This window comes from Kribbella sp. NPDC004536, assembly GCF_042873835.1.
Classification (GTDB): Bacteria; Actinomycetota; Actinomycetes; order Propionibacteriales; family Kribbellaceae; genus Kribbella.
The window spans coordinates 166,684-181,687 of sequence record NZ_JBIALY010000003.1 but is presented as its reverse complement, the minus strand read 5'-3'; the positions used below and the strand labels follow the sequence as shown (position 1 = coordinate 181,687).

Sequence of the window (15,004 nt, the reverse complement as noted above, 5' to 3'; positions counted from 1 at the left end):
GCTGAAGATGCCGAACGGTAGGAGTTCCTTCGTAGTGGTGGCCAACCGGCTGCCGGTCGACCGGATCGAGATGCCCGACGGCAGTACGGCGTGGCGCCGCAGCCCCGGCGGACTCGTGACCGCGCTGGCACCGGTGATGCAGGGCCACCACGGGGCCTGGATCGGCTGGACCGGCAGCCCCGACGAGAAGCTGGACCCGTTCGACAACGACGGGATGCACCTGGTCCCGGTGATGCTCAGCGCCGAGGACGTCCAGCTGTACTACGAGGGCTTCTCCAACGCGACGCTGTGGCCGCTGTACCACGACGTGATCGTGGCCCCGGAGTTCCACCGCGAGTGGTGGGAGTCGTACGTCGCGGTGAACCGCCGGTTCGCGGAGGCCGCCGCCGAGGCCGCCGACGACAACGCCGACGTCTGGGTGCACGACTACCAGCTGCAGCTCGTTCCGGCGATGCTGCGGCGGATGCGTCCGGACGTACGGATCGGGTTCTTCCTGCACATCCCGTTCCCGCCGACCGAGCTGTTCGCGCAGATGCCCTGGCGGCGGCAGATCCTGGACGGGCTGATGGGCGCCGACCTGGTCGGGTTCCAGCGGCCCGGCGCGGCGTCGAACTTCGCCCGGCTGGCCCGCAACCGGATGGGCCTGCGTACCCGCGGCGACCGGATCCACCTGCCCGACGACCGGATCGTCCGCGCCAAGGCGTTCCCGATCTCGATCGACGTGAACGAGCTCGAGCACATCGCCCGGCAGCCGGAGACCACCGCCCGGGCCGCCGAGATGCGCGAGGAGGTCGGCAACCCGACGCACATCCTGCTCGGCGTCGACCGGCTCGACTACACCAAGGGCATCCGGCAGCGGCTGCGGGCGTTCGGCGAGCTGCTCGACGAGAAGCGGATCTCGGTCGACGACGCGGTCTTCATCCAGGTCGCGACGCCGTCGCGGGAGCGGGTCGAGCAGTACCGGGTGCTCCGCGACGAGATCGAGCTGCTGGTCGGCCGGATCAATGGCGAGCACGGCCGGATCGGTACGCCGGCGATCAACTACCTGCACACGTCGTACTCGCGGACCGAGATGGCCGCGTTGTTCCGGGCCGCGGACGTTGCGGTCGTGACACCGTTGCGGGACGGTATGAACCTGGTGGCGAAGGAGTACGTGTCGACGCGGTACGACGACACCGGGGCGCTGGTACTGAGCGAGTTCGCCGGGGCGGCGGACGAGTTCCGGCAGGCGTTCCTGGTGAACCCGCACGACATCAACGGGATGAAGGACACGATTGTCGACGCGATGAACACCGACGAACGGCAGCTCGGCCGGCGGATGAAGGCGATGCGCAAGCACCTCGCGGCGCACGACGTGAACGTCTGGGCCCAGACCTTCCTCAAGGCCCTGCATGACGAGGACTGACGGGCGGGTACTCGCTCTCGACCTCGGTACGTCGTCCGCGCGGGCACTCGTTCTGCACGAGGAGGACGCCGCGCCGATCCCCGGGGCCCTCGCCCGGCACAAGATCTCCCCGACGTACGGTCACGACGGCTCCGCGACTCTCGATCTGCACGAGTACGTCGAGGGCCTGCTCGGCTGCCTGGACGAGCTCGAGCAGAACGGGCACCTCGATCGGATCGGCTCGATCGTGCTGTCCTCGCAGTGGCACTCGATCGTTGCCCTGGACAACAAAGGGGCCGCACGGACGCCGGTGATCACCTGGGCGGACACGCGTTCGGTGGACCTCGGCCTCGGTCCATCGTTCGACGAGCAGGCGTTCCACGCCCGGACCGGCACGTGGCTGCACCGGTTGTACTGGACCCGGCGGATCCCCTGGCTGCTCGCCCCCGACTCGCCGGCCGCCTTCGCCGGTCTGCCCGACCTCGTACTGGAGCGGCTGACCGGCGAGCGGGTGACGTCGGTGTCGGTCGCCTCCGGGACCGGGACGCTGGACCTGACGACGGGCGCGTACGACGCCGAGGCGCTGGAGATCGCGGGCGTGACCGCGGACCGGCTGCCGCCGATCGTGCCGACCGGGTGGACCGGCCGGCTGTCGAAGGAGTACGAACGCCGCTGGCCCGGGCTGGTCGGCGTACCGGTGCATCCGCCGACCGGCGACGGCGCCGCCTCGAACGTCGGCACCGGCGGGTACGACGTGGACACGGCAGCGGTGACGGTCGGTACGTCGGCCGCCGTACGGGTCGTCCACCCGATCGAGAACGCGCCGGAGCTGCCGTGGGAGCTGTGGCGGTACCGGGTCGACGACAAGCGCGCGGTGACCGGCGTGGCGTTCTCGGCCGCCGGAAACCTGCACGCCTGGCTGACCGGCGTACTGCGACTCGAGTCCGACGAACCGCTCGGCGTCGAGCTCGGCGGGACGCATGCGATCGCGATCCCGTTCATGGCCGGCACCCGGCCGCCGGCGAACGTGCCGGGCGGCTCCGGGGTGTACTTCGGGCTCTCGTTCGACGACAGCTCCGCCGACCTGCTCGCGGCCGCGCTCCAGGGCGCGTCGCTGGAGATCGACCGTGGGCTGCGTCAGCTCGACGCGCTGTTCGACCGGCAGCTGGACGTCGTACTGGGCGGCGGCGGGATCGACGCTTCCGAGTGGTGGCGCCGCTGCCTGACGGCGACGTTCGCCCGGCCGACGACGGTCTGCGCCGAGCCAGAGGTCGGCGCCCGCGGTGCGGCGGCTGTCGCCCTCGGCCTCTCCCCAGAGCCCGGCGGCGAGCACCTCACACCGGTCCCCGAGGACGTAGCCCGAGTCGCTGCACTCCGTGAACGCTACGAGGCCCTCCGCGAGCTGGCTGTGCAGGCGTCGGCTATCTAGTACTGCGTTCGCGGTAGTCGGCGGATACGGCCGGAAGACGACGCGGGCGTCTCGGTGACCACGTACTGTGAGCGGTATGGACGCGCGGTGGCGGTACGTGCGGGTGCACCCGTTGGTGTACGACGTCGTGCTCGCCTTCGCGATCCTGATGCTGAACGGGATCCTGCTGAGCCACCGTCAGAACAGGCAGTCGTTGACGGTGTCCGGAACGTCGCTGATCATCGCTGGGGCCCTGTTCATGCTGCTGCGGCGGCGGTTTCCGGTGCTGGCGTTGGCGCTCACCACCGCGGTCGGGGTCACGTACACGATCACCCAGCAGGCCAAGAGCCCGATCGGGCTGTTCATGGCGTGCGCGGCGTACACCCTGGTGCAGCGGACGGAACGGCGGACCAGGGCCGTGGCGATCGTCGCTGTGATGGCGGTGACCGTGGTTGCGGCGGCGGTCTACACCGACGGTGAGCTGTTCGCGAACCTGGTGAACGGGCTGCTCGTACTGTGCGGCGCGGCGATCGGGGAGGCGGCGCAGTACCGGAGGGCATACCTGCAGGAGCTGGAGGAGCGCGCTGTCCATGCGGAACAGTCCCGTGAGGAGGAGGCCGAACGGCGGGTGATGGAAGAGCGCATGCGGATTGCCCACGAGCTGCACGACGTCATCGCTCACCACATCGCGCTGATGAACGTCCAGTCCGGGGTTGCGGCTCACGTACTGCGTTCCCAGCCTGACCAGGCCGAAGAGGCTCTGGCCCTGGTCCGCTCCGGCGGCCGGACCGTACTCCAGGAACTCACGGTCCTCCTGGGCGTCCTACGCCGCTCAGGCACTCCCATGCCGACCGCCCCCGCCCCCTCCCTACAGCAGCTGGACACCCTGGTCAGTACCTTCACCGCAGCCGGGGTAGACGTCCATTGGACCCCACCGCCATCACTGGGCCCTCTCCCCGACGTCGTAGAACTGACGGCCTACCGCGTCATCCAGGAGTCCCTCACCAACGTCCTGAAACACGCCCCCACCGCCACCGCCCACCTGACCATCACCCGCACCCCCACCACCCTCACCCTCACAATCACCAACTCCGCCCCAACCACTCCCGCCGGATTGCCCGGAGCCACGCAGCTCCGGTCGGGGCACGGACTGGTGGGGATGCGGGAGCGGGTTGCCGCCGTAGGCGGGGTCTTGCAAGCCGGGCCGGATGCTGCCGGTGGGTTTGCTGTTCGTGCAGTTTTGCCTTTGGAGACGGGAGTTGTGGGTGACGATCAGGGTGTTGCTGGCCGACGACCAGACGTTGATCCGGAGCGGGTTCCGGGTGCTGATCGGCTCGGCGCCGGACCTGCAGGTGGTGGCTGAGGCGTCGAACGGGCGCGAGGCGGTCGAGCTGGCCCGCAGCGAACGGGCCGACGTCGTGCTGATGGACATCAGGATGCCCGAGGTCGACGGCCTCGCGGCGACCCGGACCATCACCGCCGACGAGGCGCTGGCCGGCGTGAAGGTCCTGATCCTGACCACGTTCGAGGTGGACGAGTACGTGTTCGACGCGATCCGCGCCGGCGCCAGCGGCTTCCTCGGCAAGAGCGTCGAACCGGCCGAACTGATCGACGCCATCCGCGTCGTCGCCCGCGGTGACGCCCTGCTGTCCCCGAAGGCGGTCCGCGGCCTGATCAACCGCTTCCTCGCCGAGCCCACCCCGGGCAAGCCCCTCGGCCCGACGGTCCTCGACGTCCTCACCGACCGCGAACGCGAGATCGTCGGCCTGGTCGCCCTCGGTCTGTCCAACGACGAGATCGCCGAACGCCTGGTGCTGTCCCCGTCCACCGCGAAGACCCACGTCAACCGCGCCATGATGAAGCTCGACTGCCGCGACCGCGCCCAGCTGGTCGTGCTCGCGTACCAGACCGGCCTCATCCGCCCCGGCATACCGCAGTCGCAGTAGCCCGTACAGCAAACGCGGTACGGCCAGAAGCCCGCACCCGGCGGACGCGCGCGACGACGGCCCGCCGGGAGCATCGGCGGTATGGCTACGTATCTCTACCGGCTCGGCCGCTTCGCGTTCCGGCGGCGACGGCTCGTCGTCCTGATCTGGCTCGCGCTCCTCGGCGCGGGCGTCGTCGGCGCCGTCACGCTCTCCGGTCCGACCGCGAACGGCTTCTCCATCCCCGGCACCGAGTCGCAACGCGCCGCGGACCTGCTGAACGAACGCTTCCCGAAGGCCGGGGCGGACGGGGCGACGGCACGGATCGTCTTCCAGGCCCCCGCCGGGCAGAAGCTCACCGAGAACACCCCAGGACTCCGGCAGACCCTGGACCGGATCGAGGCCGCGCCACAGGTCGACCGGGTGCTGGACCCGTTCAAGTCCAAGGCGGTCTCACCCGACGGCCGCACGGCGTACGCGCAGGTGACGTACAAGGTCCGGGCGGCCGACGTGACCCCCGAAGCCCGCGAGGCCATCACCTCCGCGGTCGAACCGGCGCGCGCGGCCGGCCTCACGGTCGAGTACGGCGGTGAGGCGCTGAAGGAGGGCGGCGAGCAGCAGCTGACCGAGGTGATCGGCATCGGTGTGGCCGCGGTCGTCCTGCTGATCACCTTCGGCTCGCTGGTCGCCGCCGGGCTCCCGTTGCTGTCGGCAATCATCGGCGTCGGCATCGGGGTCACCGCGATCTCGACGGCCAGCGGTTTCGTCGACCTCGGCTCCGGTACGCCGATCCTCGCGCTGATGATCGGCCTCGCGGTCTCGATCGACTACGCGCTGTTCATCATGTCGCGGTACCGGCACGAGCTGAACACCGGCCTGGAACCGGAGGAGGCGGCCGGCCGCGCGGTCGGTACGGCGGGATCGGCCGTCGTCTTCGCCGGCCTGACCGTGGTGATCGCGCTGGCCGGACTGTTCGTGGTCGACATCCCGTTCCTGACCCAGATGGGCCTGGCGGGAGCGTTCACCGTGGTCATCGCGGTCGCGATCGCGATCACGCTGCTGCCGGCGCTGCTCGGGTTCGCCGGGCGCCGGGTCCTCGGCGGCCGGATCCCCGGCCTGCGCGGCGGCGACCCGGAGGCCGCGGACCGGCCGACGGCGGGCCGGCGGTGGGTGCGCTTCGTCACCCGGCGCCCGCTGGCCGTACTGCTCGTCACCGTGGTCGGCCTCGGCGCGCTCGCGATCCCTGCGACCGATCTCGAACTCGGGCTCGGGGACGACAGCACGGCGGCTCCCGATTCCACCCAGCGCAAGGCGTACGACATGCTCTCCGAGGGCTTCGGCCCCGGCTTCAACGGCCCGCTGCTGGTCGTCGTCGACGCCGGCGCTGCCACCGATCCGCGGTCAGCGACCGCGGCGACCGTAGCGGCCGTCCGTGCCCTGCCGGACGTCACGAGGGTGAGCCCGCCGGTCTTCAACCCGGAAGGGAACACCGCAATGCTGACCGTGATCCCGGCGAGCGGCCCGAGCTCGCAGGAAACGAAGGACCTGGTGAAGGCGATCCGGTCGTTGCCCGAACACGACCAGGCCGAGGTCGCGGTCACCGGGGCGACGGCGGTCAGCATCGACATCTCGAACAAGCTCGGCGACGCGCTGGTGCCGTACCTGACGCTGATCGTCGGACTGGCGCTCCTGCTGCTGATGCTGGTGTTCCGCTCGATCCTGGTGCCGTTGAAGGCGACGCTCGGATTCCTGCTCACCGTGGCGGCGACGTTCGGTGCGCTGGTCGCGGTGTTCCAGTGGGGCTGGCTCGCCGGGCTGTTCGGGATCGAGGGGCAGACCGGGCCGGTGATCAGCATGCTGCCGATCTTCCTGATCGGCGTGGTCTTCGGCCTCGCGATGGACTACCAGATCTTCCTGGTGACCCGGATGCGTGAGGAACACGCGCACGGGGCGGCGCCACAGGCGGCCGTCGTCGACGGGTTCTCCCACGGCGCTCGGGTCGTCACCGCTGCGGCGGTGATCATGACCGCGGTCTTCTCCGGCTTCATCATGTCGGGCCAGACGCTGATCCGCGAGATGGGCTTCGGCCTGGCGCTGGCCGTACTGCTGGACGCGTTCGTCGTACGGATGACCGTCGTACCGGCGGTGATGGCGCTGCTCGGCCGCCGCGCCTGGTACCTCCCCCGCTGGCTGGACCGGCTGCTCCCGAACGTCGACGTGGAGGGCGACTCGCTCCGCCACCCATCCGCACCAACGTCAGCTTCAGGGCCGCTTCAGGGTGGCTCTGTACTTTCGCGCGGTGAACTCCGCGATCTGGCCTGAAGGCGTCGAGGCTCGCCCACTGGACAAAGAGGATGCATATGCGTGGGCGGAGCTGATAGCCGCCGGCAGGAGAGCGGATGGCGAACGAGCCATCGATGGCTTGGACGGGCTGATCGACGAGCTGGCTGACCCTGGGCTCGAGCCGACGGCCCTGTGGACAGACGATCTCATGATCGGCTTCGGGACCGTGCGATCCGAACCCTCGGTGGTCGATGTCGACAGGGTCGAGATCAAGGGAGCCGTGCGTCCAGGCTTTCGTCGTCAAGGGATCGGGACCGCCTTGATGCGATGGCTAGTCGGACGCGCCCGTGAGATACACACCGCACGGTATCCCGACGTTCCGGGCGAGGTGACCACGACATCGATCACTTCAAGCGGCGGTGCCGCAGAGCTGTTGCTCGGTCTGGGTTTCGAGGAATGCAGATACCTGTTCGACCTGAGAGTCACGTTCGGCGGCGCAATCCCGCAGGCGCCTCTCCAGGACCGGTTTCAGCTGGTGCCATTCGAACCCACGCTGGATGAGGCACTCCGACGGACGCACAACGAGTTGGTCGTCGACCATTGGGGTGCCACGCCTGAAGACGCCGAGAGCTGGACCAGCAGCATTACCGGCGTCCCCACGTTCCGCGGCGCATCCTCCTACTTGGTCATGGATGGCAAGCAGATCGCCTCTTACGTTCTCGGCTACGAACGGGAGTCCGAACCCGGGCACCGTGAACTCATCATCGGTCAGCTGGGCACCCGACACTCGCACCGGGGCTCTGGCCTCGCACGAGCCGCACTGGCGAAGGTGTTGTCCGAAGCTGCCAAGGCCGGCTACCACTGTGCCCATCTGAGGGTGGACGCCGATAGGCCGGACGGAGCATTACAGCTGTACGAGGGGCTCGGCTTCGAGCTGGAGAACACGTGGGTCACATACCGCCTGCTGCTGTAAATCGCACCAGCGCCATTTCAGCACGCCCCGATAGCTTCTGGGCAGCTCGGTCGAAGCCACCGAGTCAGTGAAGCGAAAAGATCTCACATTGGGGGACGCAATGAAGTACGTAAGGCTGAAGATACGAATTGGGGCACTCGGCGCAGCCCTGGCCGCTGCAGTAGCGGCGATCTTTGCAGTGGGAACCGGGACCGCGCAGGCCGCAGACAACCCCTACTTCCTGCCACTTCAGTTCGTGCACAGCAACCGTTGTCTGCACATCATCCCGAACGGCTACACCGACGGGAACCGCGCGATCCAGGATGACTGCGTCTCAACGGACACCTACGGCCAATTCAGGTTCATCACCATTCCGGGCGCTGGGTATCAGATTCAGGTCTATGCGACCGGCAAATGCCTGAGCCTGGAATCGTTCACCACGGCGGACGACGCGCGCGTTGCACAGCGACCCTGCCAGATCACCTCTCCGCAAATCTGGCAGTACCGGCAGATCGAGACCAACACCTTCTCACTGGTCAATCTCTGGTCCGGCAAATGCATGGATGTCGAAGGCGCTTACACGAGGAGGGGCGCCCGCGTTTGGCAGTACACGTGTTGGGGGGGAACGAACCAGCAGTTCTACGCTCGGCCAGATGTGACCGGCGTCTACTGACGCCCGGCTCCGACCGGTAGGGCCTCGCAAGCTACGGGCTTGCGAGGCCCTACCTTTCTCGTGTCTGGTGATCGGGGCCACTGACAGCGGCCCCGATCGGACTGGAGTATGGCCCGCATGTGGCGCGAGATGATGAAGTCGAAGGTGCACCGGGCGACCGTGACGCAGGCGGACCTGGACTACGTCGGGTCGTGCACGCTGGACGCGGACCTGATGGACGCGGCGGACCTGCTGCCGGGTGAGAAGGTCGACATCGTCGACATCACCAACGGGCAGCGGCTGTCGACGTACCTGATCGAGGGACCGCGCGGGACCGGCATCGTCGGGATCAACGGAGCCGCGGCGCACCTGATCCATCCGGGCGACCTGGTGATCCTGATCGCGTACGGGACGTTCGACACCGCCGAGGCCAAGGTTTTCGAGCCGAGCGTAGTCTTCGTGGACGAGCACAATGCGATCACCCGCATCGGCTCCGACCCCGCGGAGGCCCTGCCGAACACCGGTACAGGCAGCAGCACGCTACGTGGGGACCAACTGCACCCGTAGCGAGATGAGGACTGGTCGAGGATGACCGAGAACGTCGAAGCAGCCGCGCCGAAGACCGCGTCGCACGACAACGAGCCGAGCCCGAAGCTGCGCGCGTTCATGAACTCGGGATGGGCCGACTCCGAGCGGCACGATCTGTCACTGGCCGACGTCGGCGTGTGGGCGGCCAAGCGCCGCGACGCCCTCTCGCAGGCGTTCCCCGGCGAGCGGCTGGTGGTCCCGGCCGGCACCTACAAGGTCCGTTCGAACGACACCGACTACGTCTTCCGGCCGCACACCGACTACGTGTGGCTGACCGGCGACCAGACCTCGGACGCGGTCCTCGTACTCGAGCCGAACGGCACCACCGGCCACGACTCCGTGCTGTACTTCCGCCCGCGCGCCGACCGCGCCCAGGGCGAGGAGTTCTGGCGCGACCGGATGTACGGCGAACTCTGGGCCGGCCGCCGGCCGTCGCTGACCGAGACCGCGAAGGAGTTCGGGATCGAGACCCGGCACGTCGACCAGCTGGCCGACGCGTTGCAGGGTGACGTACCGACCCGGGTCCGGCGCACCGAGGACTCCTCGATCGCCGCGCTGCTGACCGGCGCGCGCACCGACGACCTGAACGACAACGAGCTGGCCGCGGTGCTGTCGGAGCTGCGGCTGGTCAAGGACGCGTACGAGCTCGACCAGCTCCGGGACGCGGTCGCGATCACGCACCGCGGCTTCTCCGACGTACTCGCCGAGATGGACAAGGTCCGGCAGTACGGCGAACGCTGGATCGAGGGCACGTTCTGGCGGCGGGCGCGCGCCGAGGGGAACGACGTCGGCTACACGTCGATCGCCGCGGCGGGTCCGCACGCGACCACGCTGCACTGGATCGAGAACGACGGCCCGGTCACCGACGGCACCCTGATGCTGCTCGACATGGGCGTGGAGAACCGGCAGCTGTACACGGCCGACATCACCCGCACGCTCCCGGTGAACGGCGAGTTCACCCCGCGCCAGCGCGACCTGTACCAACTGGTCCTCGACGCGCAGAACGCCGGCATCGCGGCGCTCACCCCCGGTGCGGCGTTCCGCGCCGGACACGAGGCGGCGATGGAGGTCATCGTCCGTGGGCTCGACGCGATGGAGCTGCTGCCGGTCTCGGCCGAGGAGGCCCTCGACCCGGAAAGCCGCCTGTACCAGCGGTACACCCTGCACGGCGTCAGCCACATGCTCGGCCTCGACGTGCACGACTGCGCCGCGGCTCGCGAGGAGAACTACCGCAAGGGCCCTGTCCAGCCCGGGCACGTCCTGACCGTCGAGCCCGGCCTGTACTTCCAGGCCGACGACCTGACCGTGCCCGAGGACCTGCGCGGGATCGGCATCCGGATCGAGGACGACATCCTGATCACCGACGGGGCCCCGGAGAACCTCTCCGAGGCCATGCCGCGCACGGTCGACGGCATCCAGAACTGGATGGCTTCCTAGGTCCTACGCGTCCTGGTAGCGGGGGTGCGGCGCGAACTCGCCGAGCTTGCCGGTTCGCAGCCGCATCCGTACCAGCATCTCGACCGTCGTGGTCGCCGCCGCGACACCGTCGATCACGCTCACCCCGAGCTCGGCCGACAGGTCGTGGCACAGGTCGGCCATTCCGGCGCAACCCAACACGATCGCGTCGGAGCCGTCCAGCGCAAGGGCTTCCTCGCAGGCACGCAGGATCTTCGCCCGCGCGTGCGGATCGGTTTCCAGTGCGAGTACGGGGATCTCGCACGCGTGGATCCCGAGGCACTGCCGCCCCAGGCCGTACTCCTCGGCCAGGTCGTGGGCGTGACCAACGGTCCGGGCGAGGGTGGTGACGACGCTGAACCCGCGGCCGAGATACGCCGCCGTACGCATACCGGCCTCGGCGATCCCGACGACCGGGCCGCGGGCGAGCTCCCGCGCCGCCTTCAGGCCGGGGTCGCCGAAGCACGCGATCACGTACCCGTCGTACCCGGCCGCCTCGCCGTCGACGATCTCCCGCAGCAGACCGGGTACGGCGTACGCGTCGTCGGCGTGGCTCTCGATCGACGCCGGTCCGTGTGCCGGGTTCACCGCGTCGACGGTGACCCCCGGACCGGCGACGGCCCGGGCGCAGTCACCGATCAGCGCCGTCATCGACGCGGTGGTGTTGGGGTTGACCACCTTGATCCGCATCATGCCTGCCCTTGGGCGACCCCGGCGCGGCGGGCGAGGACCGTGTAGATCGCGAAACCGACACCGCAGCCGATGAACCAGCTGTAGTCGCTGATCCACAGCGCCTCGCCGATCCAGCGCGGGACCAGCACCGAGGCGACCGAGACGACACCGGCGGCGATCACGGACTGGATCGCGACCGGGTTGTAGCCCTTGCGGTAGTGGTACGCGCCGTCCTTGTCCAGCGTGAACATGTCGTCGACGACGAGTTTCTGCTTGCGGATCAGGTAGAAGTCCGCGATCAGGATGCCGAACAGCGGGCCGATCAGCGCGCCGAGGATGCCCAGCGTGTAGTGGATCGCGGTGTCGTTGTTGTACCAGTTCCACGGCGTCAGCAGGACCGAGCCGACGGCCGCGATCATGCCGCCCATCCGCCAGCTGATCTTCTGCGGGCTGACGTGGGAGAAGTCGAAGGCCGGCGAGATGAAGTTCGCGACGATGTTGATGCCGACGGTCGCGGTCACGAAGGTCAGCGCGCCGAGCAGGATCGCGAAGGTGCTGTCGATCCGCTCGACGGTCTTGATCGGGTCGGTCAGGAGTTCGCCGTACACCGGGACCGTCGCGCCGGCGGTCAGCACGGTCAGCAGCGAGAAGAAGACGAAGTTGACCGGCAGGCCCCAGAAGTTGCCGCGCCGGACGCTCTTGAAGCTGTTGCCGTAGCGGGCGAAGTCGCCGAAGTTCAGCATCGGGCCGGAGAAGTACGACACGACCAGGGCGATCGCGCTGAGCATCGTGCCGATCGTGGCCCAGCCGGTGAGGCTGTGGCCGGACAGGTTGAGGTCGATGTGGAAGTCCGACTTGACCAGCAGGTAGCCGCAGAGCAGCAGCATCGTCACGTACACGGCCGGACCGGCCAGGTCGATGAACTTGCGGATCGTCTCCATCCCGCGCCAGAACAGCGCGGCCTGGGCGACCCACAGGATCGCGAAGCTCACGTACCCGAGCACCGACAGCCCGGCGAACCCGTGCACCTTCGCGTCCGCCCACGGACCGAGCGCCGGCCAGAGCTTCAGGAACACGATGTTCAGCGACTCGGCGGCCAGGAACGTCTGCACGCCGTACCAGGCGACGGCGATCAGGCCGCGGATGATCGCCGGGATGTTCGCGCCGAGGACGCCGAACGAGACCCGGCTGATCACCGGGTACGGAACACCGGCCTGCTGGCTCGGTTTGGCGACCAGGTTGCAGAAGAACTGCACGATGCAGATCCCGGCGATCAGGCAGACGAACACCTGCCAGCTGGTCAGGCCGAGCGCGAACAGGCTGCCCGCGGTCAGGTACCCGCCGACGCTGTGCACGTCGGACATCCAGAACGCGAAGATGTTGTAGCTGCGCCAGGTCTGCTCCTTCAGCGGCGCGAGGTCCTGGTTGGTCAGCCTCGGATGGTAATCGCGGGGTACGGGGGCCGCCGGATAGCCGGCCGCGTGCACGAGGTCGTCAGGTACGCGGGATTCGGTCGCCATGCTGTGCTCCTCCGGACCGGGCCACAACGCGGGATCGTGCGGCCGAGTAGCACGGAAAGCTAGACCTGCGGGTTTTGCGAAGCCAGGAATAATTCTGAATTCAGCTCAAATATATGATCTGCCCTTGCAAATATAGGAAAACCACGTTGTCAGGCCGGATCCGCGAAGCACTCGGGGTCGTCGGCGAACTCCGCGATCGCGGCCTTCAGGTGGGCGTAGTGCTGCTCCGACCCGGCCAGCAACGCATCGGTGTCGCGGGCGAAGTACGCCGCCACCAACTGCTCGTGGTCGGTGTAGAACCCGGCCCGTTCGTGCACCGGCACCCGCGCCATCGGCCGGGCCGGCTCGGTGATGTTCCAGGCGGTCTCGTACATCCGGATCAGCCGGTGCATCCCGGACGGCTCGATCAGCGCGAAGTGGAACCGGCGGGTCGCGGCGGCGTACGTACGGTCGTCCATGGACGAATCGGCGCCGGCCAGCGCGGCGTGGGCGGCGCGGATCCGTTCGTGGTCGGCCGCTGTCGCGTTGACGGCGGCCGCCCGCAGCGCCGCGGACTCCAGCGCCTGGCGGACGTCGTACAACTCGCGGAACTCGAGGAACGTGAGCTTGGCGACCCGGTATCCGACGTGCGGGCGGTGCTCGACCAGCCCCTCCCCGAACAGCGTCTTCAGCGCCTCCCGCACCGGGATCGCACTGACGCCGAAGAACGCCGCCACCTCGTCGATCGGCACCGACGTCCCGGGCGGCTGGTCCCCGGTCAGGATCGCGTGCCGCAGATCGCTCTCGACCGCCGGCATCTCCCCCGCCGGGGCCGCAGTCCGTACCAGCCGCGACGTGAACTCCGACGGTCTCCGCATCTCCGGACGATAAGCCTCCGGCGAACCGCGTGTCGAGGAACTACCGGAGGACGCGAAAACGCAGGTGGGTGACGCCGCTGCCGGCCTCGACGACGCGGTCGCGGGCCAGGTTCACCGTCGGTCCACCGAGCAGGTCGAACAGCCGGACGCCGTCACCGAGCAGCACCGGCACCAGGTGCACCTGGATCTCGTCGAGGAGTCCCGCGGCCAGCGCCTGCTGCGCGGCGGTGGCGCCGTGCAGGCCGACCGTACGGTCCCCGGCGGCGGCGCACTGCTCGGCGCGCTCGACAACGCCAGCCAGCGGTACGGCCTGGCGACCACGGCCGGCAACGTCTCGCACACCGGCGTCGGCGGACTGACGCTCGGCGGCGGCATCGGCTGGCTGGCCCGGGCGTACGGACTGACCTGCGACAACGTGGCGTCGTACCAACTGGTCACTGCCGACGGCGCCGTCCTCCGCGTGACCGATTCCGAACACCCGGACCTCTTCTGGGGCCTGCGCGGCGGCGGCGGATCGTTCGGAGTGGTCACCGAGTTCGAGTTCCGCCTGCATCCGGTCGGTACCCAGGCAATGACCGTCGACCTGTACTACGACCTGGACCAAGCCGGTACGGCGCTGCGCCGCTGGCGGGACCTCTGCGCCGAGGCACCGCGCCAAGCAACCCCGGTCGCCCGGGTCGGCCGCGCCGACGACGGCCGCCCGATCGCGAGCGTCGGCTACGTGTGGGTCGGTGACATCGAGGACGGGCTCCGGCTGCTCCCGTCGTACCAGGCGATCGGGCGGCCGGTCGAACAGCGGATCAGCGAGCTCAGCTACCTGGACCTGCAGACCCGGTCCGACGACACCGAGCGGCACGCGCTCCGCCGCTACTGCAAGGGTCACTACCTGCGCGCGCTGCCGGACGCGGCCATCGACGCGTTCCTTGCCCAGGACAACAACCCGGGCGCGCGGCTCACCCTCAACGGCGGCGCCGTCACCGACGTACCCGACGCCGCCACCGCCTACAGCCACCGCGATGCACTGTTCGAGTTCACCACGGGCGACGACTGGACCGACCCCGTCGAGGACGAGCCCCGGATCAGCGCCACCAGAACCTACGCCGCGGCGCTGGAGCCGTACACCAGCGGCACCTACGTCAACACGATCGCCGACGAGGACCCGAACGCGGTCCACCGCGCCTACAGCCAGGAAAAGCTCGCCCGCCTGCACCAGCTCAAGCAAACCTACGACCCGGCCAACGTCTTCAACCGCACGGCCCTGAAGATCTGACCGCAAGCGGGCGGGCACCCGACCAGGTACCCGCCCGC

Annotated in this window: 14 protein-coding genes; 10 read left to right on the top strand and 4 right to left on the bottom strand. The window is 69.0% G+C overall.

What is annotated here, in order from left to right; translation table 11 throughout:
- The first annotated feature begins 7 nt into the window (after positions 1-7).
- The 9 genes from ACFYRU_RS26035 to ACFYRU_RS25995 all read left to right on the top strand — a co-directional run bounded on the left by ACFYRU_RS26035 (position 8) and on the right by ACFYRU_RS25995 (position 10,629).
- Complete coding sequence (locus ACFYRU_RS26035) at positions 8-1,405, top strand: trehalose-6-phosphate synthase (protein ID WP_387666021.1); 1,398 nt, start codon at positions 8-10, stop codon at positions 1,403-1,405.
- A complete protein-coding gene (locus tag ACFYRU_RS26030) occupies positions 1,392-2,813 on the top strand; it encodes an FGGY family carbohydrate kinase (protein WP_387663179.1) in 1,422 nt (473 codons plus the stop codon). The genes ACFYRU_RS26035 and ACFYRU_RS26030 overlap by 14 nt, the downstream gene beginning before the upstream one ends.
- A 76-nt stretch (positions 2,814-2,889) precedes the next feature.
- Positions 2,890-4,155, top strand: coding sequence for a sensor histidine kinase (locus tag ACFYRU_RS26025; protein WP_387663178.1), 1,266 nt, complete (start codon positions 2,890-2,892; stop codon positions 4,153-4,155).
- A complete protein-coding gene (locus ACFYRU_RS26020) occupies positions 4,058-4,738 on the top strand; it encodes a response regulator (RefSeq protein WP_387663177.1) in 681 nt (226 codons plus the stop codon). Before ACFYRU_RS26025 ends, ACFYRU_RS26020 begins: the two co-directional genes overlap by 98 nt.
- 81 nt (positions 4,739-4,819) lie before the next feature.
- The gene (locus ACFYRU_RS26015) at positions 4,820-7,039 is read left to right on the top strand and encodes an MMPL family transporter (protein WP_387663176.1); all 2,220 of its coding nucleotides are present in this window, start codon (positions 4,820-4,822) and stop codon (positions 7,037-7,039) included.
- Complete coding sequence (locus ACFYRU_RS26010) at positions 7,017-7,973, top strand: GNAT family N-acetyltransferase (protein WP_387663175.1); 957 nt, start codon at positions 7,017-7,019, stop codon at positions 7,971-7,973. The genes ACFYRU_RS26015 and ACFYRU_RS26010 overlap by 23 nt, the downstream gene beginning before the upstream one ends.
- A 100-nt stretch (positions 7,974-8,073) precedes the next feature.
- Positions 8,074-8,625 (top strand): RICIN domain-containing protein, encoded by a 552-nt coding sequence (locus ACFYRU_RS26005; protein ID WP_387663174.1) that lies wholly within the window; start codon positions 8,074-8,076, stop codon positions 8,623-8,625.
- Positions 8,626-8,742: 117 nt separating this feature from the next.
- Positions 8,743-9,171 (top strand): aspartate 1-decarboxylase, encoded by a 429-nt coding sequence (gene panD / locus ACFYRU_RS26000; RefSeq protein ID WP_387663173.1) that lies wholly within the window; start codon positions 8,743-8,745, stop codon positions 9,169-9,171.
- Positions 9,172-9,192: 21 nt separating this feature from the next.
- Positions 9,193-10,629, top strand: coding sequence for an aminopeptidase P family protein (locus ACFYRU_RS25995; protein WP_387663172.1), 1,437 nt, complete (start codon positions 9,193-9,195; stop codon positions 10,627-10,629).
- Positions 10,630-10,632: 3 nt separating this feature from the next.
- On the opposite strand, the gene ACFYRU_RS25990 is transcribed toward ACFYRU_RS25995, so the two are convergent.
- The 4 genes from ACFYRU_RS25990 to ACFYRU_RS25975 form a co-directional block, all read right to left on the bottom strand.
- Positions 10,633-11,337: an aspartate/glutamate racemase family protein gene (locus ACFYRU_RS25990; protein ID WP_387663171.1), complete on the bottom strand. Its 705-nt coding sequence runs from the start codon at positions 11,335-11,337 to the stop codon at positions 10,633-10,635.
- Positions 11,337-12,839 (bottom strand): NCS1 family nucleobase:cation symporter-1, encoded by a 1,503-nt coding sequence (locus tag ACFYRU_RS25985; protein WP_387663170.1) that lies wholly within the window; start codon positions 12,837-12,839, stop codon positions 11,337-11,339. The genes ACFYRU_RS25990 and ACFYRU_RS25985 overlap by 1 nt, the downstream gene beginning before the upstream one ends.
- Before the next feature lie 149 nt (positions 12,840-12,988).
- On the bottom strand, positions 12,989-13,696 hold the full coding sequence (locus tag ACFYRU_RS25980) for a GntR family transcriptional regulator (protein ID WP_387663169.1): 708 nt from the start codon (positions 13,694-13,696) through the stop codon (positions 12,989-12,991).
- 40 nt (positions 13,697-13,736) lie between these two features.
- On the bottom strand, positions 13,737-13,877 hold the full coding sequence (locus tag ACFYRU_RS25975) for a hypothetical protein (protein WP_387663168.1): 141 nt from the start codon (positions 13,875-13,877) through the stop codon (positions 13,737-13,739).
- Here ACFYRU_RS25975 and ACFYRU_RS25970 point away from each other — a divergent pair.
- Complete coding sequence (locus ACFYRU_RS25970; protein WP_387663167.1) at positions 13,872-14,966, top strand: FAD-binding oxidoreductase; 1,095 nt, start codon at positions 13,872-13,874, stop codon at positions 14,964-14,966. The two genes, ACFYRU_RS25975 and ACFYRU_RS25970, sit on opposite strands and share 6 nt — an antisense overlap.
- Positions 14,967-15,004: the final 38 nt, after the last annotated feature.